This is a genomic window from Bradyrhizobium sp. ISRA430, assembly GCF_029909975.1.
Taxonomy (GTDB): Bacteria; Pseudomonadota; Alphaproteobacteria; order Rhizobiales; family Xanthobacteraceae; genus Bradyrhizobium.
On sequence record NZ_CP094516.1, the window covers coordinates 7,334,413 to 7,357,889 of the forward strand.

Annotated in this window: 19 protein-coding genes and 3 pseudogenes; 9 read left to right on the forward strand and 13 right to left on the reverse strand. The window is 58.9% G+C overall.

Going from position 1 to position 23,477, the window contains the following annotated elements:
• The first annotated feature begins 789 nt into the window (after positions 1-789).
• The 5 genes from MTX21_RS34595 to MTX21_RS34615 all read left to right on the forward strand — a co-directional run bounded on the left by MTX21_RS34595 (position 790) and on the right by MTX21_RS34615 (position 6,912).
• Positions 790-2,679, forward strand: a complete 1,890-nt coding sequence (locus tag MTX21_RS34595; protein ID WP_280968954.1) for a trehalose-6-phosphate synthase — start codon at positions 790-792, stop codon at positions 2,677-2,679.
• Positions 2,680-3,836: 1,157 nt separating this feature from the next.
• Positions 3,837-5,477 carry a S9 family peptidase gene (locus MTX21_RS34600; protein WP_280968955.1) on the forward strand — a complete coding sequence of 547 codons (1,641 nt, stop codon included), beginning with the start codon at positions 3,837-3,839 and terminating at the stop codon, positions 5,475-5,477.
• Positions 5,375-5,956 carry a prolyl oligopeptidase family serine peptidase gene (locus tag MTX21_RS34605; RefSeq protein ID WP_280970890.1) on the forward strand — a complete coding sequence of 194 codons (582 nt, stop codon included), beginning with the start codon at positions 5,375-5,377 and terminating at the stop codon, positions 5,954-5,956. Before MTX21_RS34600 ends, MTX21_RS34605 begins: the two co-directional genes overlap by 103 nt.
• A 292-nt stretch (positions 5,957-6,248) precedes the next feature.
• Positions 6,249-6,524, forward strand: coding sequence for a hypothetical protein (locus tag MTX21_RS34610; protein WP_280968956.1), 276 nt, complete (start codon positions 6,249-6,251; stop codon positions 6,522-6,524).
• 181 nt (positions 6,525-6,705) lie between these two features.
• Positions 6,706-6,912: a cold-shock protein gene (locus MTX21_RS34615; RefSeq protein ID WP_201759801.1), complete on the forward strand. Its 207-nt coding sequence runs from the start codon at positions 6,706-6,708 to the stop codon at positions 6,910-6,912.
• A 200-nt stretch (positions 6,913-7,112) separates the two neighbouring features.
• On the opposite strand, the gene MTX21_RS34620 is transcribed toward MTX21_RS34615, so the two are convergent.
• The 7 genes and pseudogenes from MTX21_RS34620 to MTX21_RS34655 all read right to left on the reverse strand — a co-directional run bounded on the left by MTX21_RS34620 (position 7,113) and on the right by MTX21_RS34655 (position 13,651).
• A complete protein-coding gene (locus tag MTX21_RS34620; protein ID WP_280968957.1) occupies positions 7,113-7,505 on the reverse strand; it encodes a hypothetical protein in 393 nt (130 codons plus the stop codon).
• 1,666 nt (positions 7,506-9,171) lie between these two features.
• A pseudogene (locus MTX21_RS34630) lies at positions 9,172-9,585 on the reverse strand (sigma-54-dependent Fis family transcriptional regulator); the annotation flags it as partial.
• Between the two features lie 946 nt (positions 9,586-10,531).
• The gene (gene bioD, locus MTX21_RS34635; protein ID WP_280968958.1) at positions 10,532-11,164 is read right to left on the reverse strand and encodes a dethiobiotin synthase; all 633 of its coding nucleotides are present in this window, start codon (positions 11,162-11,164) and stop codon (positions 10,532-10,534) included.
• A pseudogene (locus MTX21_RS34640) lies at positions 11,161-11,659 on the reverse strand (aminotransferase class I/II-fold pyridoxal phosphate-dependent enzyme); the annotation flags it as partial. The gene bioD and the pseudogene MTX21_RS34640, both read right to left, overlap by 4 nt.
• Positions 11,660-11,706: 47 nt before the next feature.
• On the reverse strand, positions 11,707-12,288 hold the full coding sequence (locus tag MTX21_RS34645) for an NYN domain-containing protein (RefSeq protein ID WP_280968959.1): 582 nt from the start codon (positions 12,286-12,288) through the stop codon (positions 11,707-11,709).
• Positions 12,289-12,708: 420 nt separating this feature from the next.
• Complete coding sequence (locus MTX21_RS34650; protein ID WP_280968960.1) at positions 12,709-12,885, reverse strand: hypothetical protein; 177 nt, start codon at positions 12,883-12,885, stop codon at positions 12,709-12,711.
• Between the two features lie 301 nt (positions 12,886-13,186).
• Positions 13,187-13,651, reverse strand: a pseudogene (locus MTX21_RS34655) (Lrp/AsnC family transcriptional regulator).
• A 376-nt stretch (positions 13,652-14,027) separates the two neighbouring features.
• Here MTX21_RS34655 and MTX21_RS34660 point away from each other — a divergent pair.
• On the forward strand, positions 14,028-16,496 hold the full coding sequence (locus MTX21_RS34660) for an EAL domain-containing protein (RefSeq protein ID WP_280968961.1): 2,469 nt from the start codon (positions 14,028-14,030) through the stop codon (positions 16,494-16,496).
• A 379-nt stretch (positions 16,497-16,875) separates the two neighbouring features.
• Here the strand turns inward: MTX21_RS34660 and MTX21_RS34665 are convergent, their stop codons facing one another.
• Genes MTX21_RS34665 through MTX21_RS34680 form a run of 4 tightly spaced genes read right to left on the reverse strand, consistent with a single transcriptional unit; the run spans position 16,876 to position 19,269 of the window.
• Positions 16,876-17,685, reverse strand: coding sequence for a S1/P1 nuclease (locus MTX21_RS34665; RefSeq protein ID WP_280971334.1), 810 nt, complete (start codon positions 17,683-17,685; stop codon positions 16,876-16,878).
• 17 nt (positions 17,686-17,702) lie between these two features.
• Positions 17,703-18,320 (reverse strand): hypothetical protein, encoded by a 618-nt coding sequence (locus MTX21_RS34670; RefSeq protein WP_280971335.1) that lies wholly within the window; start codon positions 18,318-18,320, stop codon positions 17,703-17,705.
• A 6-nt stretch (positions 18,321-18,326) separates the two neighbouring features.
• Complete coding sequence (locus MTX21_RS34675) at positions 18,327-18,893, reverse strand: DNA-binding protein (RefSeq protein ID WP_280968964.1); 567 nt, start codon at positions 18,891-18,893, stop codon at positions 18,327-18,329.
• Between the two features lies 1 nt (position 18,894).
• Complete coding sequence (locus tag MTX21_RS34680) at positions 18,895-19,269, reverse strand: hypothetical protein (protein WP_280968965.1); 375 nt, start codon at positions 19,267-19,269, stop codon at positions 18,895-18,897.
• Between the two features lie 617 nt (positions 19,270-19,886).
• On the opposite strand from MTX21_RS34680, the gene MTX21_RS34685 reads away from it, so the two are divergent.
• From MTX21_RS34685 to MTX21_RS34695, 3 genes are read left to right on the forward strand one after another with little or no spacing between them, the layout of a single operon-like run.
• Entirely contained in the window at positions 19,887-20,153 is a 267-nt protein-coding gene (locus tag MTX21_RS34685; protein ID WP_280970891.1) for a transcriptional regulator, read from the forward strand.
• Entirely contained in the window at positions 20,128-21,630 is a 1,503-nt protein-coding gene (locus MTX21_RS34690; RefSeq protein WP_280968966.1) for a HipA domain-containing protein, read from the forward strand. The genes MTX21_RS34685 and MTX21_RS34690 overlap by 26 nt, the downstream gene beginning before the upstream one ends.
• A gap of 5 nt (positions 21,631-21,635) precedes the next feature.
• Positions 21,636-21,926, forward strand: a complete 291-nt coding sequence (locus MTX21_RS34695) for a hypothetical protein (protein ID WP_280968967.1) — start codon at positions 21,636-21,638, stop codon at positions 21,924-21,926.
• Here MTX21_RS34695 and MTX21_RS34700 read toward each other — a convergent pair whose 3' ends face one another.
• Together MTX21_RS34700 and MTX21_RS34705 are read right to left on the reverse strand one after the other, a co-directional pair.
• Positions 21,927-22,523 (reverse strand): hypothetical protein, encoded by a 597-nt coding sequence (locus tag MTX21_RS34700; protein WP_280968968.1) that lies wholly within the window; start codon positions 22,521-22,523, stop codon positions 21,927-21,929.
• A gap of 71 nt (positions 22,524-22,594) precedes the next feature.
• Positions 22,595-23,269, reverse strand: coding sequence for a hypothetical protein (locus tag MTX21_RS34705; RefSeq protein WP_280968969.1), 675 nt, complete (start codon positions 23,267-23,269; stop codon positions 22,595-22,597).
• Between the last annotated feature and the right edge of the window lie 208 nt (positions 23,270-23,477).

Consider the following 23,477-nt stretch of genomic DNA (forward strand, 5'->3'; position numbering starts at 1 on the left):
TCAAGTGACTGCGCTCCGCCGTTGCTCCGGCTCGCAATCGTAAAGCGACTGTCGATTTGTCGTGCTACTCACATCGCAGCATTCGAAACCAGCATCAGCGACTTCAAAGTTCGGCTATTCGCCGCCAATCGGCTGTGGCCTCGGCTGGGCGGCAAATATTCCTCAACCTGGACGAATAGCTCAAATGGGAACGGAGTTCTCCTATCAGTTCTGAGAAGAGAGATGGGGTTCCGCGAGGATGCGCTGTTCGGGCGCGACAACTGCGAAAAGTACCGTGTGCGTCTTGCGGGGTGTCGCTGTTGATTTGGGGCCAGACGATGCGGTCGATGCTTAAGGGCTGTATGATGGCCGTCTATATCGTACCGGCGGAAGACCAGAGCGGGCGCTCGATGTTGGCGAGCAAGATCTGCGACATCCAGAGGATTGACTACTCCAGAAATCGTCAATGCGCGCTCGCGCCATTCAAATGGTGCCGATCAGGACGGTGATCTCGCCACAGCGCCCGAGTCCTCCTAGGCGGAGGTCCATTGCGCGTCCCGGCTACGAGGGCAACGCTCTGCTTGCACTCATCAACTCAATGAAGCCAAACGTCGTCTTGCCTTAATCCGGCATCTCGTTGACTCATCCGCCACGACTGCCTTGAACTCCTGGTTGGATGCAGCAATCCGACCATTTTGCTCGACTGGTCAGCTTCCGGAAAGCTGGACCTGCCATCGTGGCGTAGTGGAGATATCTTGCGGCTGATCTGCGACTGCAACGAACGCAAACATCGTCGGAGGGAGTTACGAGATGGTTCGGATCCATGAGGCGCCCGACACCGCAACGTTGGATTTCAGCAGTACATCAGGCTCGACCCAGCAAGATGAAACCTTAGGCCAAGCGGCCTTTGACCTGCACCTGCACGACATGCCGTTGGAGCAGGAGCAACAAGGAGCTGCAGGCCCTCCCGATGCTGTTGTTTCGGCCGACATGGAGGACCGCCTCGATACGGCCAACCAGAAGCCCGAAATGAAGCTGGTTGTCATTTCAAACCGCGTTGCGCCGTTCGACCCCAATAAACCCCAGACCGGCGGGCTTGCGGCGGGCCTCGAGCCGGTCGTGGAACGTTCCGGTGCGGTCTGGATGGGCTCCTCGGAGAACCGCGGCGACGGGAGCGAGCAGCCGCTGCCGCTCGTGAAGACCGGTGCAGGCGATGTGGCGAGGCTCGATCTGCCGGAAGCGGACTATTCAGGCTATTATACAGGGTTTTCGAATTCGACGCTATGGCCAGCATTGCATTCTCTGCCCGACCAGATGGCGGGCTCCACAGCCGATTATGACAGCTCGGGCTCCGATTATGACAGCTATCGAAAGATCAACGAGTTTATGGCGCGTGCGGCATTCGACTTGAGGGATAGGGACGCGTTCTGGGTGCATGATTATCATTTGCTTCCGCTCGGGGCCAATCTGCATAGCCTCGGCATCGAGCGGCCGACCGGCTTTTTCCTGCATACGCCATGGCCGGCGCCCGACATGATAGAGCGCGTACCCAACTATCGCGAACTGATGAAGTCGATGCTGGAGTACGATCTGCTCGGTTTTCAGACGAACTGGGATTTGAACAATTTCCTGGCCTGCCTGCGGACCTATTTCGGGCTGGAGAGCAAGGATGGTGTCGTGACCACGCAGCGTGGCCAGACGCGACTTCAAAAATTCCCAATCGGTATCGATCCCAAGCAGTTCGCAGAGTATCTTGCGGCAGACCTTTCGCCCGCCGAGCAAGAAAAAGTCTCGTCACTATTGCAAAACTTCGAGGGCGCCAAGTTTGCGATCGGCGTAGACCGGCTCGACTACACGAAAGGTATCGACAAGCGGGTCGAAGCATTCAACCACCTTTTAGCGGCCGAGCCGGCCAGCATCTCGCTGTTGCAGATCGCGCCGCCCTCACGCGCCGACGTCGACCAGTATCGGAAGTACAAGGAGCACGTGGAGAATGCGATCAGCCACGTCAATGCCGAGCATGGCACAGACGACTGGAGGCCAATCCACTACACGAATGACTCGTTCAGCCAGGCTGCGCTGGCGCGTCTTTACCGCGCGGCACATGTCGGTGTGGTTACGCCGCTGCGCGACGGGATGAATCTAGTATCGAAAGAATATGTTGCTGCACAGGACCCGGAGAATCCTGGCGTTCTGGTCTTATCGAAGTTTGCAGGTGCGGCTGAAGACTTCAACGACGACGAGGCGCTGCTGGTGGATCCAAACCACCCCGAAGAGATCGCAGACGCTATTAAGAAAGCGGCCAACATGCCGCTTGAGGAGCGTGTCAAGCGCTGGCGATCGATGATGGATAAGATTGAATCCTACACCATCCACGACTGGTCGGCGGACTACCTCCGGGAGCTGGACAAAAGCCGCGTCACGGTCCCGGCTGATCATATCCTCCTTCCCGGTTTCGGCTGGAGCAACGAGGCTCAAATGCCCCTATACCAGAACTATAACAAGGCCGTCACCGCCTATAACGAGATCGACCCAGCGGATGCCGCTTTCAGGGAGGCTGCCTATGCAGACGTGGAGTCGGCCTTTGAGGCTTTAGCGGCCCCACTGAAGCATACACAGGACAGACTCTGGGATCTGCCGGCGGCGACAGCTTCACGCGATGGTCGTCGCGGACAAGAGCGCGGTGCCCGCGAGGACTGACCGGGCGAAAAGCATAGCACCGAGGATGACAGGCTTCTGTAGCAGGACAGAGGAGCAATCCAGGTCTTTGGCGCTGACGCGGTTCTTGCGGGCGGCGCAGGCGCGCATGAAATCAGGCATCATGCGAGTGGTCCATGACCAGAATAGGGCGATACAGTGAACTCATGCTCCATCTGTAAACGACGCTGATGCGAGTGGTGGCGGCGACAGCCGGCGGGCTGCTGCCCGTTGATCGCTCCGCCCCGGAAAACGGCGCTTGCTCTGGAGCCGCAACAGCAACGTTACGGAACAGTTCGCAGTGAGGGTTGCACCAGCCTTGGACCGGCCCGGATGATCCGGCAGCAGCGGGCATTCTCGATCGAAATCTCGCCCTTGATCTCGTTTGTGTAATAGGGCGTCGTCCATGAGACCACGGCTCGTGCGTCGGTCCCAACCCGGTGATCAGGATTGTTTAAGCTGGACCGTAGCTCCTCAATTGCTGCTGATGCCCAGCTTCATTTCGCCATTTTGTTGCGCAGAAGAACCGGATGCTTGTACCGGTTGTTGATTGTTGGCTCAATCTCAAAGACGTATTGCAACGTGGGCGGCTTCTTTGGCATTTTTACTCCCCCCTGTCGAGCGCAATCCTCTCGGCAATCAGTTAACGAACCGAGCTATCGGCGTGACTTCGTTTTCGCAAGGAAAAAGCTCCTTCAACTCGGCAATGCTTCCAGCTAACGGGTCGGAGATCGCCATGCATGCCACCCTTACGATGATGTCGATCTGGCTGCTGATCAATGCGCTGGTCTTTGCCCCGATGATGCCCGTCGACAAGTCCGCCCGGTGACGCCGACAAGGAGGACCTCAGATGCGGAGGTAAGCAGCATGGCTGCATCCCGGTCTTGCCACTGAACATCCAAAACGCTGGTGCTGTCTTACAGGCCGTCCGCCGACACGCTGTGATGTCCGCTTGGCAACTAATGTCGGCAGCCGAACATGGTCGCGCAGCCCCGAACGGCTGAAACTTGCGACTCTTCAGCCGGCACGCAGCTTGCAGTGAACGTGGCGCGACATAGCGCAAGCCGCGCTATGTCTTGCGCTTGCCTGCTTTCCGCCGCTTCTGCTTGACGCGCCGGGCCCCGCGAGCCTGGGCGCTCGACCTCAGCCGGAGCAAATCCATGAAGACATCACTCCTCTTCGCCACGCTGATGTCGATTGCCAGCTTCATCTCCACGACGCTTTCACAGGAGCGAACCGACGCGGCACTGACTGATGATCCATTCCGTTGGCTCGAGGAGATCGAAGGGCCAGCCGCAGTGGCTTGGGTTCGCGCCGAAAACGAGAAGACGCTCGGGGTGCTTCAGTCAGATCCTCGCTATCGTCACTTCTACGAACAGGCGCTCGCCATCCTGCAGAAGGATCGGATCGCAGATATTCCATTGGAAGGGCGCGGTTTGGAGCATTTCTGGCAAGACGAGAACCAGGTGCGCGGCGTCTGGCGGCGCACCACGCGTGAGAGCGATCGTAGCCAACTCCCAAAGTGGGAAACCATCCTCGACGTGGACGCCTTGGCCGTCGCCGAGAACAGAAATTGGGTCTTTCAAGGTGCGAGCTGCCTTCCGCCTGAAGAGCGCCTCTGCCTGATTAGTCTTTCCGATGGCGGCACGGATGCCGCGTCCATACGAGAGTTCGATCGCACCGCGAAGACCTTCGTTGCGGACGGCTTTTATCTCCCAGAGGGCAAGCAGGACGTCAGCTGGGTCGATGGTGACACACTCCTTGTTGCACGGGACTGGGGCGAGGGGAGTTTGACGCAAGCGGGCTACCCCTTTGTGCTGAAAGAGCTCAAACGCGCTCAGCCGCTCAGTGAGGCTCGCGAGATCTTTCGTGGCGAGCCCACCGACGTTGGGACGTCCGCCTTCGTGCTTCGTGACAGCGAGGGTCATATTCATGCGACCGGCGCGGCCCGCGCAATCAGCTCTTTCGAGTCCGAGTATGTGGTCTTCCGCCCCGATGTTCTCGTCAAGCTCAATCTGCCGAAGAAGGCCGAGATCGCCACGCTCGCGTGCGGCCGCCTGCTTGTGAAACTTGACGAGGACTGGACGCCGTCCGAGGACAACCGCTTCACGGCGGGCTCGGTGATCTCGTATGACCTCGACGAATGGAAGCAGGATCCGCCGCGCGCCAAAGCCTCGCTTGTCTTTCAACCTGGGCCCGGCCAGGCCCTGAGCGAGTTAACCGCCACAAAGAATTTTTTGATCCTGACGATCCTTGAGAACGTTCAGAGCAAAGCGTTCGTTTATAAGTACGATCAGGGAGCTTGGTCCGCGACGCCGATACCGCTGCCGGAACATACAGGTGTCAGCCTGTCAGCCACCTACGATAAAGCGGACCGGGTCATGTTTACCGTCTCGAGCTATCTTGGACCAACGTCAGTCTGGTATTTTGATGCAGAAAGCAAAAGGCTTGAGGAATTGAAGAAGACACCGTCTGCCTTCGATGCGTCCAACCATGTCCTGGAGCAGCTCGAAGCCACTTCGCGTGATGGCACGTCAATTCCGTATTTTCTGGTGAGGCCCAAGAACGCAAGGTTTGACGGCGCAATTCCGACACTTCTCCATGGCTATGGCGGCTTCCAGACCCCGCTTCTGCCCTCTGATCTGGGGCCGGGGGGCGGCTCTGGCTCGAACAGGGCAATGCCTATGTCGTTGCGAACCTGCGCGGAGGCGGCGAATTTGGCCCACAATGGCATCAAGCCGCCCAGGGGGCAACGAAGCAGACGACATGGGATGATTTCATTGCCGTTGCCGAGGACCTGATCCGCCGCAAGATCACGAGTTCACGCCGGCTTGGAGTAATTGGCGGCAGCCAGGGTGGCCTCCTCGTTGGCGCGGCAATCACCCAACGTCCCGAGCTCTTCAACGCGGCGATCATCGAGGTGCCGCTGCTTGACATGCTTCGATACACCAAACTAGGCGCGGGCGCCTACTGGATCGGCGAGTACGGTGACCCCGCCATTGCCGAACAGCGTGCGTGGATCGAACGCTACTCGCCCTACCAGAAGCTGGTGGCGGGCAAGACCTATCCCGCTCCCTTAATTCTTACCTCCACCAAGGATGACCGCGTGCATCCAGCGCACGGCCGCAAGGCTGCCGCGAAGCTCGCCGCGCTGGGCCAGCCTTACCTGTATTACGAGAACATCGACGGGGGACACAGCGCCGCGGCCAATCTCAGGGAACACGCGCGTCAACTGGCCCTTGAATACACCTATGCATCGAGGCGGCTTTGTTCCGAGTAAAGTTCGGTCAACAGGCTGATCGAAGCAGACAAAATCGAGACCATTGGTTATCTCAACGTCTTCACGTTGCTTCGCTGAAAATCATCGAAGCCAAGGCGAGAGGCTGATGAGCCGCCGGCGGCGCGACGAAGTTCGTCAGATGCGCAAGTTACCGGTTTGAACAGGCTCCGCCGTTGTCGAGCGGGTTTGCCGGCTCCCCAAATACAACAGGACGAGCGGATAACTTGCCAAATGCGCTTCCTTGAGGATTGTCTCGGCGGACCCGGTTCGTTCGACCGGGCTCGACGTGCGATTGACATCCGAAGACGAACAGCCAAAGCGCAGCCATGCGAGCGTCTTCGTGCTTGAGAAAACATGCCAGGTATCTTCATGCAGGCATGCTCGGATTGATAATCCTGCTCCAGGCTGCGCAAAGGAGTTCACGGCCGCCCTGTTGTTCAACGTCGATGAAAGCCATCCGCCGGCTCTGGATGAGAGCGGAATGTTCGAGGCTCCACAGCTCTTCTGTAAGCCGGTGGCGGCGATGAGTGAAGCGAAGGTCAAAACGTCAGCTGGGCTGAAGCCCTGAGGCGAAACTGTCGTCGACGTCAGGATTTTGGTCGCTTGGACGATGCGGCCGCAGCTAGACCGGGCGATAAGAAAACGAGCACGTGACCAGCGCAGCGACGCTGGGCATCTCTTGCTGACCGTCTTGATGGCCGGGAGACTCTTCGCTAGATCACAATGGTTCACTATGGAGATGCACCGCCGTGGCGATGGGTATTGTGAAGTGGTTCAACTCGACCAAAGGTTATGGCTTCATCAGGCCTGAGGACGGAGGTCCCGATGTCTTCGTGCACATCAGTGCCGTCGAAAAGGCCGGTTACACCACCCTCGAAGAGGGGGCCCGGGTAAGTTATCAGCTCACGGCCGGGCGTTCGGGTAAGATGTCAGCCGAGGATCTGAGGGTTGGCTGATCTGACCCGCCTCCGGTCACGGCGCGGCTAACAATGCACGGCTCGTGCTCCCCTGTCCAGGCGTGATGCACGTAGCTCATGAAGGTGCTCGCACAACCGAGTTCGTCCGTTATGGACCATACTGGCCGGCTGCGCTGCGGCTGCAGGTCTATTTCCGCTACGCCGATGCCATGAGCCTTCGAGGGTTGGTGTAAACAAGATCACATTGGCTTGATGCCTGCGGCGGCCGTTCTCCGTGGATGACATAGTTGGACGTTGAGTTCTTCAGCAGGAGGAACGCGGCGGTGCGGGCAAGCAGATCCTTCGGCACGTGGCTGACCACGGCGCGCGCGCTCCTTCCAGTCCTGCGCGATGAATTCGTTCAGCGCAGAAGTCCTGAAAACGAGCGGATAAAATTCCGGCGTGCCGGGATGGTTGTTGCGGACGCGATGCCGGGCCGAGTTCTGCCGCGCGTCTGCGAACTGGATGTCGGTATCGACAGCATCTACATACGAGACCTTATCCGCGGCGGGCAGTTTCAGCTCGCGGCCAAGCAGCCATTCGTACAAGAACCAGATCCGGCGCGCGTAGAGGCCGGTCGGCTTCTGCCGCACGAGCTCTACGATGTCTCCTTCGGTGACGGCGAGGAAGAGCCGCTTCAGAACCGCGAGATCGAGGCCCTCGTACTTGAAGGCAAAGGTCAGGTGTCCCTCAAGCGAGGCCTCAGGCGCATGGCGCGGCGTGTAGATGCGCCAGGCGCCCTGTTCGATGAGGCGGTGCTTCGTGGATCGCCGAAAGGGTCCGGGGAAGCGGGACAGGCAGCTTGTAGGCGTGGATCAGGGGGGCGTAGCCCACCGGAACGGCGGTTTTGGGTAGCCGGCGGTCGTGAAAAACGTTCACTTGTCCTGAAAATTGTGCGCTCATGCAAAATTTCCTGAAAATGATACCCGACGCGTGAATTTCCTTAGCAGAATCCCCCTCAGATCAAATTTCCATCCTACCTCATAAAATAATCTCAAAACACAATTCTCGTGAAAATCGTTATCGGTCGCGCGCGCCACCTGCGCATGGGACGGTCTCGACGTTGGTCCCCGTGAAAGTGAAGATCCTCAATTCCCTGGCGCCGTTCGCAAGTCTACGCGCCAGATTGGCTGCTCCATCGGTGCGACGGAGAAAATGGGGCGATCGCCGGAGGGGCAAGACTGACCGGGCCCGTGTCGACGCGTTCACCGACGCGGAGATCGAGGCTACGATCGAGAACCATCCCGATTGGCGGGACTTTAAAGATATCGATTAGTCCGATGCGGTGCTGGTGATACCTCGCCGCATCATTCGAGCAAATCGCTGCAAAGCCGACGCTCTCCGACATCAGCACGCGGGCTGGCGGGAGCAGTAGGGCGACCACGAAACATGGTCTGGAACAGTCGGTATTGTCTGCCGTATGGCACTAGCGGGGAGACGCGCAGCTCGCACGTTCGCGGTTGGTTCGGCCTTGGAAACTTCCTTCCAAAATGGGTAAAACCTTCCGCGAACGATACCGATCCTAGTTGGGCAAAACACCGATAACGAAATAAGACTTATCGTTGATGGCCCAATGAAATGCGTCAGCGCCTTTTGACGCACTGAGCCTACGGTTCGATTCATTTGCTTGGCGATTTTTACAACGGGCGTCTTCGCCTTCGAATGGGCGCGCAGTTATTTAACGTTCGCTGTGGTGTATGCGCGGCGGACAAACTTCTTGGTTTTCTTTGCCATTGAGAATCCCGGCTCGTTATTGAGAGCGGCGCTTCTAGCGGTACGACGAGATTATCAATGTTGGGTACCTCGCAACCGCCTGTGAGGAGCCTTTTCGAGCCAGCCTGTGAGCACGGCGAACGGTGGCTGCGTCCTCTCTGAAGGACGCAGCAGGTGTGGCGATGTGCCTTCGTGTAGGCTTGGATTTGATCAATTCAGGCTTGGCAACTCTCCACGTAGGAGAAACCTGTAACCGTGGTCGGCCAGCCAATTGGCGCGGGCGAGGCGGCTCTCATAGGCCTGGGCGCTCGCTGACGCTCACTTTCGGGACTAATGTGCAGCACGGACTCGGCAATTCTCCCGCCAATCGGCTCCCTCAGGCATTCGCGTCCAAGAGCCGCCAGTAGGTGATGAAACGTTCATAATCATAGGGCGTCAGAATGGAGTCTTCAGGAGCGGTGTCGGCGACAGATGGGTCCAGGGGCGGCTGTTGCATACTCACTCGAAGCATTAGGATAGGATAGTTTCACCCGCGTCGCCGAAGGCTGCGAACTGCTGGGCGAGTGTGATCGCCCGCGCCATCTCGTCGTCCCGGTAGTCGAGGTCGCGGGCTTCGTCGCCCACGCTTACGAGAATTGCGGCGATCAGTTCCGGTTCCGGCGGCAGCGGGATGTATTCCTTCGCACCGGCATGGATCGCCGCGACCGCTGCACCGACGTCGTTGGTAATGCCGCAAGCAACGATCGGCACGTGAATGTGCTCGGCTTCCAGCCGCATGACGAGGTCGCGGATGTCGAGCCCGACATCGACCAAGAGCAGGTCGCGGTCCTTGCCGCCACGCAATACTCGCATCGCCAATTCATGATCCTCGGCCTGGGTGACGGTCGCGCCATTGTCCATGGCGATCTTGGTGGCCATCGTGAGCTGGCCCTTCAACGTGCCGACAACGAGAAGCCGCATGCTATTGTCCTATACGTCTGTTCGCGTTGTCCACGACACGAGTCCTTCCGTGAAAAGTCACAATATGCCTTGCGTCGTCATGGTGACGCCGAGCTTGTCTTTCACCAGCACCACCGCCGCCACCAGGCGGTGATTCCTCAATCAATCTACGTATGGTTGCTGAGTACCCGTCGCCGGTCAAGCTCAAATTGAGCACCGCGCCGTGACCCGGCTGCCGGATCACCCGCCAAGTGCATTCACGAACTCCTGCCTTGGAATTGGCCCCCTCAGAACTCGCTCACGCGGCGTGAGCACCCATCAGCTCGCCGGCCGAAGATAACCAGGGTAAGCGCTGCTCCGGCAATCTCGGCGGAATTGCCAACTCGCGACTAGGCGGTTGAATCTTTGCCAGCAGCGAGACGCTCGGCTTCTTCTAATGCTGCAGCTTGTGTCTTCAACCGATGTCATTCTCTTCAGTGTCAGGCAACCAAGCGGGCAGGAACCACCAGCCTCCTGGTCTTCCGTAACTGGCAGTGCTTCGGACCGATCCGATGCCGTTAGCGATGTACCAGCCAGAATCGATCCCATCCTGTCGCCATGAGATTTCCGACATCGTCTGTGTCCGTCCTCGATAGAATGTACGCTCCGGCCTAGGTCGCCTTGCGCCGAGTTCTGGCGACTTCAATAGGCCGAGGGTAGAAGCTCGTCGAGTGGCACCCTGAGGATGTCCGGCGTCATATGCTTGCGGATCGATCCTGCTAACCAGCGCCGCCACCGGATGAGTACGGATAGGCAAAGGTCGCCCCAGCTCCGGAACAGTTAAAGGCTAGGCTCCTGGTGACTACCGATCGCGACGCGCCTTCAGCCAGCGCATCGGCGGCGTCCCTGATCGCGCCATAGATTTGATCAAGATCTGCCGCCGTGACGCAATAAGGCGGCATCACGTTCGGCGACTTCTTCTTTGGCATCACGGCTTGAAATCATCAGGCCGGAACGAGGCCGCGAACGCGCCATGCAACGTCTCTGCCGTGAGAGGCGAAAGCCAGGGCAATCGCCCTAACCAACGCACCCGCCCGATCTCCCGAATTGCAGTTTGAGCCTCGCCACTTCTTTCGCCAATGAAAGCAATCCCAAGAATTTTGATCTCGCGTTTTCGCAAGGCCTCTATTGACAATAGAGCGTGATTGATGGTGCCGAGACGCGTGCTTGCGCAAAGAACGACAGGAAGCCGCCATCGCTCGAAGACATCAATGTAAAGCGTGTCGCCGATCAGCGGCACCATCAACCCGCCGGCCCCCTCGATGACGAGTGGCCGCTCCCCAATCTCCGGCGGATCGAGCGAATCCGGGTCGATGCGAACTCCGTCAATTTCGGCGGAATGATAGGGTGAAGCGGGGGTTTGAAGGCAATAACGCTCCGGCACGATCCGATCAGCCGAAAGACCGCCCAGCCGAGCGACAACTTCACTGTCGGTTTCGCCTTCCTGGCCGGCCTGAATCGGCTTCCAATAGTCTGCGCCGAGGAGATGTGCAAGCCCCGCAGAAAAAACCGTCTTTCCGATCCCGGTATCTGTACCGGTCACCACGATTCGTTGGCTCATTGTCTCCAGTCCCTCGTCTCCTCAGTGAGCGCATCGAGCATTGCACGCACGTCTTCCTCCCTAACGTTGAGCGCAACTGAAATGCGCAAACGGGCCGTGCCCTCCGGCGCTGTTGGCGGACGAATTCCGCGGATATCGAAGCCGCGAGCCTGAAGTGCGGAGGCGAGCTGCATTGCACGGGCATTGTCGCCAACGATGTAGGGAACGATCTGGGAGTGCGAAGGACTCCGGAGCCCGCGCAAACCGATCTCCCGATGCGTGAACGCGACCAGGTTGCCCAAGCGTTGCTGCCGGTCAGTTTCCTCCTGCAATATTAAGAGTGCCTCCCGCGGCAACGGCCATCAATGGCGAGGGCGCTGTAGCGAAGATAAAAGGACGGCAGCGATTGACGATAAAGTCGCGCAGCACGCCGGAAGCAGTGACTAACGCCCCTGCAGCGCCGAGAGCCTTGCCGCAGGTATGAACGACCAATAGATTCTCGCGCCCCTCGTAGGGCACGGCAAGCCACGCTCCTTGGAAACATCGCACCACTTCGGCGTCGCTCAGAGAACTCCGATTTTCGAGCTTCGGCGCTCGTCCTGACGTGGGCCTAACCGATCGGACGGATCGCGACCCAGCTTCAGCTTCAACTGTGCCAGGTCGATAAATACGTCCGCCTGTCGCCGAAGTTCTGCAGCTATCATCGGCCTCTGGCTGGCGATCGTGGACACGACAGTCACCCGTACGCCGCGCCGCTGCAGGGCCTCGACCAGGGAGCGGAAATCGCCGTCGCCCGAGAACAGGACCATCTGGTCGATATGCTCGGCAAGCTCCATGGCATCGACCGCAAGCTCGATGTCCATGTTGCCATTGACCTTGCGGTAGCCGCTGGCGTCAATGGTTTCCTTGGTTGGTTTGGTGACAACCGTGTAGCCGTTATAGTCGAGCCAATCGACGAGCGACCTAATCGACGAACATTCCTGTTCCTCGATAATCGTCGTGTAATAGAACGCGCGCAGCACTGTGCCACGGCTCTGAAACTCCCCGAGCAAGCGCCTGTAGTCGATGTCGAAGCCAAGCGCCTTACAGGTTACGTGGAGATTGGCGCCGTCGATAAAGAGCGCGATTTTGTCGACTGGTGACATCGGCTTTTGACCCCCCGCCACTCATTACCTTAGGCCGCGTGCGATCCATCCAAAAAAGAATCCGAGGTTAAGAGATAGCTCAAGATTGTCTCCCACCAGAAGTTGACCAACGCTGTACAGCACAGAGAACGCGACAATCAGGGCGGAGAGATAGGCCGCAAGTTGAGTCCAGAATTCACCGTCACGATTGAACATCATCGCGCTACAGCAAGATCAGAAGCAATCGCTGCCATCAATTACAACAAGGCACGTTTGATCAGTCCACCCGTCATCCATGCGTCTTCTGACCTATGCCGCGCTTCGACTAAAAGTTAAGAGCCCCGCCCCGTGGAGCACAGGGCGGGGCCGCTCGCCATGCCCCCCAAGGCGGGAAGCCACGCTGCTGGGAGACAGCGCACTACGGCGGCGTCGCTCATAGACTCAGGGGCGCTCCGATTGTCGTCCGCCGTCACTCTTGACGACGTTGCGCAAGACAATTTCAGAGAGCTCCACAACCAGCTGCTTGAGATGCGCAATCTCTTGCTTGCAGCGCCTCAATTCGCGCTGGTCATCTGTCATCTCCGATGTTTCAGGGTGGCTGCTATCGCTGTCTTTCATGACGGATGTAGGACCATCGGATCGGCGTCACCTTCCGAACGGCAAGGGATGACTTCACCATACGATGTTAGGGTCGGGAACCCCAGCGATGAATACCTTACTCCCGCAGGCTGTGCTCCGACAAATACAGTACGCAACGAACGAACAATCTCGTTTTCCGGAAGGACCAAGATCAGCTTGGAATGAACGTGACACTAGCGGAGCGCGGGGACGTTTTTTTTGCATTTTATGCCGGGGAGGCGACGAAAAAACGCGGAAACGCGCCGATCAACGCTGTGGTAGATACTGCATCAGCGTTTGGTCACTCCTCGCACGGAGTCTCAACTGGAATAGCAAAGCCTGCTTTTACGCGGTCCAATACGACCATCGTCTTGAAGCCCTTGAAGTGCGGGTTCACATAGAAGAATCGCCGAGTGAACTCCTCAAAGTCTTCCATGCTAGTGGCGGTAACGTATAGGACGAAGTCCGCGTCTCCCGTGACGTAGAATCCGTTGACGACCTCGGCTGACGATTTGATGGCCTTTTTGAATCTATCGATGATATCTGAACGCTCCCGCTCCATAGTCACGAGTACAAGCATTTGAATAGGCCGTCCCGCCGCCTTCGGCGAAACGATCGAGACATCGCCCTCGATGATACCTTCCAGCCGGAGCCTCTTCAGGCGCCGCTGACACGCGGGTGGCAGACAGTCCGGCAAGTTCGGCGATCACCTCGGACGTCAAACCACGATTTCAAGGATGCGGGCGTCGATTCGGTCGTATGGCATTTCGGTTCCAGCTTGGGTGAATTTCACCGAAAAATGGCTGAAGGGCGCAGGAAAGCGTCCAAAAACTGTTCCAAAATGCATGTGGTGATTTCAACAACGCCAGCGATCAGACTGCAGCCTTATAAGCTGCGGTAAGAGCTCCCATCAGTTCAGAGTTGCCAGTGATGTTGGCGTGGCATGGGGGGAAGGCTGTGTAAGTATTTCGCGACGACGCATTGCCGCTCTCTGCGTCGATGTACGCGCGCTAACCATCACCTGATTTAAAACTGTCAGTGATCGTCTATGCCATGAGCGTGCCCCTTTTCTTTACGTCGAGTTAAGCCGACCCGCCTAGAGAGCACCGCCAGGTCAGAAAGCTTCGGGTTCGGGGGGCGTCATGGGTGCTGCCAAGAAGCAAGGCGCGAGAATAAACACGAAGATGTTCGAGGATGTGTCGGTGCTGCGGCGCAAGTGGCAGACTGCGCTCAAGCCCGGTGAAACCCTTCCCGGCTATGAAGACGTGATGCTAGGCAGCCTCGGGCGGCTCGCCGATCAAATGGTGCTGCTCAAGTGCGAGAACGATGCGTTCACTGTTTCGCGAACTGGCCGCTATGCGCAGCAGTGGCTCGGCGACGAGCGCCGGGACATTCCGATAGCCGCGCTGCCGCCGGATTGCGCCACCGTCCTGAGCGAGGCCGCGTCGCATGCGATCGCAAACAGCCAGCCCTATCTTGCGGCCGTCCACTGTGTGCGCGATGGCATGGTGCGGACCTATGACGTGCTGGCGCTGCCGACCTTCTCTCGGTGGGGCGGCACCTTGGTCGGCGCTTACGTCAACGAGCGCGGCGCGCAATACAATCTCCTCGATGCGATCTTCGCGACCACCGATGATGGTGTGATCTCGCTCTCGACCATCCGCGACGCGATCGGTCAGCCATCCGATTTCCAGATCGTGCACCACAATCAGGGCGCAGCAAGGCTGCTCAAGGTGGCTCCTCAAAGCCTCCAATGGCGGCGGCTGAGTGAAGGCGATCACCTGCTCTGTTCTGAGGGCCTGGTCGCTCGGCTGCGCGAGGCGGTTGCCAAGAACGAGCGCGACCAGTTCGAAATCGACAGCGACGATCGTAGCCTGCGCTTCGCTGCAACCGTATTCGGCGACATCCTGTCGCTGACGATTTCTGATGTGACGCCGTTGAAGCGGCGCGAGGCCTCGTTTCGGCTGCTGTTCGATTCCAATCCGATGCCGATGTGGGTGTTCGATCCCGAGACGATGAGCTTTCTGAACGTCAACGACGCGGCTGTGCGGCACTACGGCTATTCCCGCGAGCAGTTCCTGAAGATGAGCGTTCGCGACCTCTGGCCGGAGGATGAGTGGGCCAGCCACACCGAGGTGCTGCAGGAGACTAGCGAGACCTGCCAATCCGAACAGCACTGGCGGCATGTGAAAGCCGACGGAAGCGAGATCTGCGTGCTCACTTTCGGACGGCGCCTCACCTTCGACGGTCGCGATGCTTATCTGGTCGCTGTCGTCGACATCACCGAACGGCGCAAGGCCGAAGCCCGCATCGCCCATATGGCCCACCATGATGGTCTGACCAATCTGGCCAACCGCGAGCTCTACCAGGAGCGCCTGAGGGACGCGTTGGAGGCAAGCCCGGCACCCGGCAGGCGCGTCGCGGTGCTGTGCATCGACCTCGATCTATTCAAGAACGTCAATGATTCGTTCGGCCATCCCATGGGCGATCGCCTGCTCAAGCAGGTGGCCGACCGGCTGCGTTCGCAGGTACGCGGCAACAACCTCGCCGCGCGGCTCGGCGGTGACGAGTTCGCCGTGATCTTTCCCCAGGCCTCGCCGAATGAGATCAGCGACTTCGCCACAGGCCTCATCAGCGTGCTGAGCGCGCCTTACAAGATCGACGGCAATGAAGTGGTGATCGGCGCCTCCGTCGGGATTGCGCTCTCGCCGGGCGATGGCGCGAGTAGCGAGGATTTGATGCGCAACGCTGACATGGCGCTCTATAAAGCCAAACAGGACGGGCGCGGCATTCACCGCTTCTTCGAGCGAGAAATGGATCACCAGGCGCAGAAGCGCAGGGAGATGGAACTCGAATTGCGTCGCGCCTTTGCCAATAGCGAGTTCGAGCTGCACTATCAGCCGCTCATCGATATAGCGAGCGACAAGATCTCAGGCTTCGAGGCGCTGCTGCGCTGGCGACATCCGGAGAAGGGTATGATCTCGCCGGCCGAGTTCATCCCCGTGGCCGAGGACCTCGGGCTGATCACCTCGATCGGCGAATGGGTGCTGCGCGAAGCCTGCAACGAGGCCGCGAAATGGCCGCGGGAGATCAAGCTTGCAGTCAACCTGTCGCCGGTCCAATTCCGCAGCCGCAATCTGGTGCAGGTGGTGGTTTCGGTGCTTGCCAATTCTGGCTTGTCGCCCAAGCGCCTTGAGCTCGAAATCACCGAAACGGTTTTTCTGGAGGAGAGCGACGCCAACCTCGCGATCCTCCATCAGCTGCGTGATCTCGGGGTGTCCATCTCCATGGACGATTTCGGCACTGGCTATTCGAGCTTGAGCTATCTGCGCAGTTTCCCGTTCGACAAGATCAAGATCGACCGCTCTTTCGTCAAGGATCTCGCGCAACGTTCTGATTGCGTGGCTATCGTGCGCGCGATCTCGGGGCTCGGGCGTAGCCTCAACATCACCACCATCGCAGAGGGCGTGGAGACGACCGACCAGCTCGACTGGCTCCGCGCCGAGGGCTGCAACGAGGTGCAGGGCTTTCTCTTTAGCGGCGCCAAGCCGGCCGCCGAGATAGAGCAGCTGTTGCTTCGTTTTGGGGCGAGGGCGTCGAGGGCGGCGTGAATTTTGGCGTAGCTGCGCGTTCCGACCAGCGTCGGTCCATCACGTCACCGAGCAATTGAAATCCGTCAAAAGAGGCGGTCGGACGCAGGATTTAAGCGTAAGCATGGTGCGAAACGCTCATCCAAAGCCGAAATATTCAGGTGCGAAAACGAGATTGTTCGTTCGCTACGTACGGTGTTTGTTGTAGCAAAGGCGCCCAAACTTGCCATTGTAGACTGCGCGATGGGCATACCCAATTCTTCGTTCACGGCAGGGAGTGAGCTGGCACTGCCTGCCTAGAGACGCCATCGGCAAGCATTTCGGCGCTCGTAGCTTCTTCGTAGTTCTGCGAGATGGTTAAACCGTCGGATACGTCAGGCAAGCATCCCGTCTGTCCCTGCTAATCGGCAAAGAGCTTGTCCAGAAGATGCGCCAGCCGTACTCCAGCTTTAAGAAGACGCTCGCGCACCACCGCCGTATTGGCGGCGATGTAGGCGTCATCGATCTCGACGTGAGTGCTGTCGGGCTTCGTGCATGCCCCCGATTGCAGAACGCAATAGTGCGTCTTGATGTCTTCCGTGATCGCAAAAGACTCGTTGGCCCAGTCGCGCGGATCGGATTGAACCCATTCCTCCTTCATGGCTGGCGTCAGCGTATCGATAAGATCGGACACAGCCGTCGATACGTCCGTGCCCACGGCCTTTATGACCAAACATGTGTCCCAGGTTGCGTGTAACACGCCGGAACATTGACCACTTACACTGATGTCGTTTCCGCCCCTGTCGTCTGCGAACGAGACGTGCAACGGCTGGTGGATGTCTCCGACCCAATGTCCGAGAAATTTCAGAGCGATCAGGCGGTCTGCCGGCTTCCCCCTGGCCCCGACGACAGTCGAGTCATTTTCGATTGCGCTCAAGGCGCACGGGATCGCCCCTGGGCAACCTTCCGGCGGTAACTCGTGCGCCGTGCACGGCAGGTTTAAGAAATGCTCGGAGGCGCGCTTGCGCGGATGATCCGGGTAGACGCACGACTCGCTGAATGTGTCATATTCCTGGTCGTTGCGAACCAGCTTGCGGATTGCTGCCCGAGTGTCGACCGTCGCCAGCCGATAGGCTATTTCGCAAACAATCTGATGTCCTTCATCTCCCCACGCGCAGGCCCGGTCTGTCAGCGAGACCAGCGCGATGAACAAAATCGCGATCATCCGCATATTATGGTTCTCAGATATCAGCTCTTTCGAGCCGTTCGCTTCCTGGGGGTCTTTGCTTTGGCCTTCGCTTTCTTTTTCGGAGCGGCTTTTTTCTTGGCCCTTTTCTTCACGACGGCTTTCTTCCTGGCGGCGGCCCGCGCAACAGGCACTCCGCCATCCTTCGTCCCCTTGGAACCGCGCACGCCCTCGCCGGCGAAGACGTCCGGGTCCTTGGCGGCCTCGGCCTGCCAGGTCTTTTGGGGATTGGCGAAGAACATTTCGCGCCGATGGCTTTTTGCCTTGGATGGATCGAAATAGTCGTTCGTCCATCGATCGCTGTCATCAAGCAGACCGAATTTCGTCTGGCCGCCATGCTTCGCGATGTCATTTGCGGCATCGCGTGAGTAGAAGTGCCGGAAAATGCGGTCGAACTCCGTGAGGTAGATGTCCGCCACTCGCGTACCCCACATCCCCGGGGCTTTTGTGCGCACTGATCGCGGCTGGCGCAGCCGTCGAAAAGCGGTCAGAGCGCATGCGAAATGGTCGACGACGGGCCGGTCCAGCCAATCACACCACTGATTCGGAAAGCTTATGCTGAGCCCTTGGTCAGCAAAAGCCTGGAGGTCGGCGAGTGAAAGGTCGTCAAAATCCTGCAATGGGGATCATTTCGGACGGTAGAGCAGCACGCGACCGGTTGGTATCAGCTGGAGTAGAATATCATAGTCGGCGACATTGGCGGTCAGGACGACCAGGCCGAGCTTTTGCCCCTGCAGGAACAGCACGCAATCCTGAAGCGCGCGCAATTTGCCGTCCTTTTCATATCCCTGGAGGCGGCAGAGGATCCCTGATAGCAGCGCGGCTCGTCCCAGCACGTCTATGTCCGGCGCAAAGATCCGATGCGGCGGCATCGCTTTGATCTGCTTCCCGATCACATCGAGGACAGAAGCGGTTCGCGCGTCGGAAGGATTGAGTGCGCCGACCGTGTACATCAGCTCCTGGATGGCGACAGTCGAATGATTGACTTGTCGGTGCGTGATCAGGTCGTCCAGGATCGAAGGCGAACGATCTTGCATTTGATCGATATAGACGCAGGTATCGAGCAGTAGCCCCTGTCCAGCGGTCAGACCAACGCTGACGAACGGAAGTTCATCGTCGGTGCGCCGTGCCAGCGTGTTTTCCGGATCGAACCGCGCCCAACGTCGCGCCGCGTCAAAGTCGAATTCCGCCACGTTAGAAACCGAGCTTCAACGCTGGGTCGACCTTGCCCCGAGACTCCTTGAACGCTTCTGCGAAGTTGTCCTCGAGTGCGACCGTCGCCAGTGCAAACTCGATCAACTCCGTATCCGCCTCGATGCCCGTCTGGTGCTTGGCCTGCCGGACCAAGGCCGGACTAACCCGGCCACCGATGCGGCTGCCTTTTTCACTCAAAAGGCCAGATCGTTCCGCCGCCAGCATGACCGCTTCAAATCGCGCCTTGCTCGCGATAAGCCCGCTGGTCCCCAGCTCTCGCTTAAGGGTTTTTATCAGTACCGAGCCACCCTTGGATGCAGCTCTTCTCCGTTTCGCCCGGAGGGGCGTGGGCTTGCTCGCCGATCCTTTTGCCATAAAACTTATCCGTTGTTGAACAAAAATGAAATTTGTCTAACAAAGTAGTCTTTTGCTGCTTCGACTTCAAGGCGTCTGATGGCTGTGCCGGCCTCGAGGACCAAGTCGACTATCAATAGAAGAAGTTGTTGGGCGCAGCTGCGCTGTCGATGCTGCTCGTCGGCGGTGCTGAGTTGAACTCGCGTACGGACAGGAGGAAGCCTCCGCCATTTGGTCCGGCTGGCAATCATGGGCACGCCCGATCACCTAGCCTCTTGTTTTGACGGCGTTTCGCCGCAGCGAGATCGTCCCCTATATCGCCCATGCGCTGCCGGTTAGTGAGCCGCACAAGATTGCTGGGATCGTTGTGGGGCCGGCAGCGCCGCTCGAGACCGAGCGGACGCTAAGGACCTGCTTTCCGGGCCGCTCAGGCGCGCTTTCAGGGAAATGTTCCCGCTCGGTAACTTTTGTGCTCCTTCCACCGGAACTGAGCGAAGAGTTCCCGATCGGTAACTTTACGACGAGGGAACTATGAACACGCCTCCAAAGGGCACTCCCCCTCGGGCGGAACCGAGGCTCCGGGCGAGACCGGTGTCGCACGCCAAGCTGCCGAGTTCGCTGCAGCATTCGGTCGTCTCATCCAGGAAGAACGCAAACGCCAAGGCCTCCGGCAGGACGAGCTAGCCATGGTGCGCGGGACAGGAAAGCGCTTCATCGTCGACCTCGAGGCCGGAAAAAGCACCTGTCAGCTCGGGCGCAGCCTGCACGTGGCAAACGTGCTCGGGCTGCGCATTGAGGATGTTCTCAAGGATGCCCAAGCCCGCCGCGCGAACACTTCCAAGACACCGGACATTCCCGACAGCGACGAGGAGGAGCCTCATGGACCGTCTTCCGGTCTACTTTGAGACGCGAGAGGTCGGCTGGATCACGGCCGCCGACGAAGCGTCAGCCTTCACCTATGCCGAATCCTGGCGCGGGCTGACCGGCGCCTTCCCTGTGTCGCTCACCATGCCGCTCTCGCGGGCGTCGCACGATGCCTCGGCAATTCTGCCATGGGCGGCAAATCTGCTGCCGGAGAACGCAACTCTCGGGACCGTAGGTCATATGCTCGGTAAGTCGCCGGACGATATCATCGGTCTTCCTGCCGAGATGGGCCGCGACATCGCCGGCGCGCTCTCCGTCGGACAAGCCGGCACCGGGCTGATCGCCGGCAAAGGGCGAGAGATCCCCGACAAGGCCTCGCTCGAGCGCATCCTCAATGAGCTACCCCACAGGCCCTTCCTCGTCGGCGAAGATGGCGTGTCGATGTCGCTTGCCGGTGTGCAGACGAAGCTCGCCGTCGCTCTGGATGGCGACACCCTGTACATACCGATCGACGGCGCGCCATCGACCCACATCATCAAGCCCGATGGCGAGCTCTTGCCTGGCGCCGTCCAGAACGAGGCATTCTGCCTGACGCTCGCGCGCATGATCGGAATCCCGACTCCAAAGGTGACGACCGGGACGGCAGGCGAGCGTAGCTATCTGCTGGTTGAGCGCTATGACCGCCGCCGTGACGGCAAGAGGTGGCGGCGGCTGCATCAGGAGGACTTCTGCCAAGCCTTCGGCCGGCCGCCAGCTGCCAAGCACCAGAACAACGATAGAGGCCTAAAAGGACCATCATTGGCCGACATGATCGGCCTGACCCAGCGCCACATGACAGCACAGGACACAGCCCGCTTCGTCGATCTCGCCATCTTCAATCCGATGGTGTGGAACACGGATTCCCCCGCCCTCGCTGATGCTATCGGCGCGCGGCGCCGCCATGGCGCCAGGCTACGACATCGTCTGTGCGGCGCCATATCCGAAGATCACCCGCAACATGGCGCAGAAGATCGGCGGGCAGAAACAGGCCGACCAGCTCGGACGCGATCACTGGGAGCGCGTCGCCATCGACTGCAAGCTCTCTCCAGCGCAGACGATCCGGCGCGTCTCCGAGATTGCTCAGGCCGTCACGCACCATGCAATGGCGGCCGAGGCCGAGGTCGAAGCCATGCCAGCCGGCGGCGATCCCGTCCTGGACACGGTGGTCGAGGCGGTGATTTCGCGCACACGCGGCTACCTAGAGCGCCTAAAGCAAGCGGATCCAGCGCCGGAAGACGCAGCAGCCCCAACGCCCTAGGACTAGACGCATGTCGCGGCGAAAGCCGAGCCCGCCTGCCTCGCCGCCTGACGTGGCTGCACATCGTGCTCAAGGCTCATGGCACAGCGAGGGCTGGGGTACTGGCCGAAATAGACCACTCGGGATTTCAAAGTAGGCCACTGAAATTACACACCGTAGTTATACTGACTCCAACTACCATTGCGCGAACCTATCTCTGGACTCCACCAGAATGGAGGTAGGGAATATGTCCCGAGTTACCGAAGCTGAAGTTGCCGAAGCGGCCATCAAAGTTCTTACCGATCGAGCTACAGGTCGTGCGACCATTAAAGAGTTGATTGAAGAAATTCCGAACTACCTAACGCTTTCAGCCGAAGACCTTGCGCCATCACCGACCCGGCCAGGCGAGGCGTTATGGGAGCAGCAGGTGCGCAACATCACCTCACATAAAGCGTCGCCCGGAAACGCCATCTACGAAGGCAAGCTTGTCGCCATCCCCGGCGGCTTGGCGCTGCCGGGGCGCGAGGTTGCAGCCTAGCTAGGAGAACTTCGCCTTATAGCCGGGTTTGAACCATTTCAGTTCGGTTTTGCCCGGCGCTTCTTTATCCCAAACAAACCATGCATAAGCCGTCGTTCCGCTGCCCTTGGGCTCCACGCCGCTAGGATAGAAAGTAATACGCTCGCTGAAAACCCAGACCCGAGCGGGCGGTATCTTTGCGAAGATCGTATTTGCGCGGTTCGCGCCCTCTAAGAAGGCAAGCCGCAACAGCAGTGCGAACTTGCGGTTCGAATGCTTGACGCCGCTGGCGACAAAGCCCTCAGCGCAGTTGTAAGGCGGATTGGTTACGATGTTGTCGGCTGACCATTTCGGCTCAAGAAAGTCAAAGCCGATCTCGCCATAGCCGCGATCGTATAAATCAGAACTGCGAACGGGCTGCCCGGTCTGCTCTAGCACCCGGGACATCGTCCCATCACCACACGCGCTTTCCCAAATCTCGCCGGTGAATTTTTCATTGTCGATCAGAGCAAACGTTGCCCACGGTGGGGTGGGGAAAAAATCAGGCCCGCTGAGATCAGCGAACCTTTTCATTGTCGGCTTAAAGCCGCCGTTCAAATTGTAAGTTGGGTCTGCCATTCCGAATCTCCTTGGATGGCAGAGTATCAGAATCATTGATTCAGCAAGGGTTTTTAGTGAGTCATTATGACTCACCCCTGCCTCCCTCCCTGAATGACCGTGAACTTCCGGCGACGATCTGGCGGCGTCTTAGTGGGCAGTGCAGGCGCCACGGAGAGTGCGGCGTCAACAAGCTGGTCAACGCTCCATGCCTTGTCAGCCACGCCTAGCGCCTTAACTGGCGTCGTGCGCAGGGCCTCATGGACGCGGCACAGATTGTAGTGCGCGACGTACAGCGCGACCGCCGCAACGTGGTTGTCCAGCTTCTTGCTAAAGCCGTTGGTGAGGCGGGTGAACCGGCGCGAAGCCATGCGCAGCGAAAGGTTCTGACGCTCAACATAGCTGGCTGAAACGTACTGATCGGGATTGCCAGATATTACGTCACGGCTTACCACTACTACGGCGGCGGGCGAGTAGCGGCCCTGCGCTTCCTTCACCAGATGCGTTACCGAGTAGGTCTTTACGATCACGCCATGAGAGGCGTCCGGGCCGAAGGCATTGCGGATCGCTCCGTGGTAGGGATGGAAGCCGTCCGTTGAAATCTCAGGCTGGCCGATGACGCGGCTGCGGACGTCATGCAGGAAGTCCATGGTGCTTTCGGCGTTACGTTCGCCTTTGACGTTGATCTCGTGGCTGCACGTTCTTTTGCTTCTTGTCAACGAAGCAAAGGCGCTGCGGAACGCGATCGACGAGCCCTTGAGGAACAACAGGGAGACCAATACGCCAACTGGTAATGGCGAGAGCTACACCTCGACAGCAACGCTTTGCCAAGCTATAACGAACATACAGTGAACGAGTCCTTCCAGTTGCAGCAGCCTTGCGATACATCTCGACTGAGGTATGCCCACGGCAGATTCTGAGTGTAGGGGCGGCAAGCTGCATCCCTTTTTGGATGATGCCGATTCAGGGAGTGAT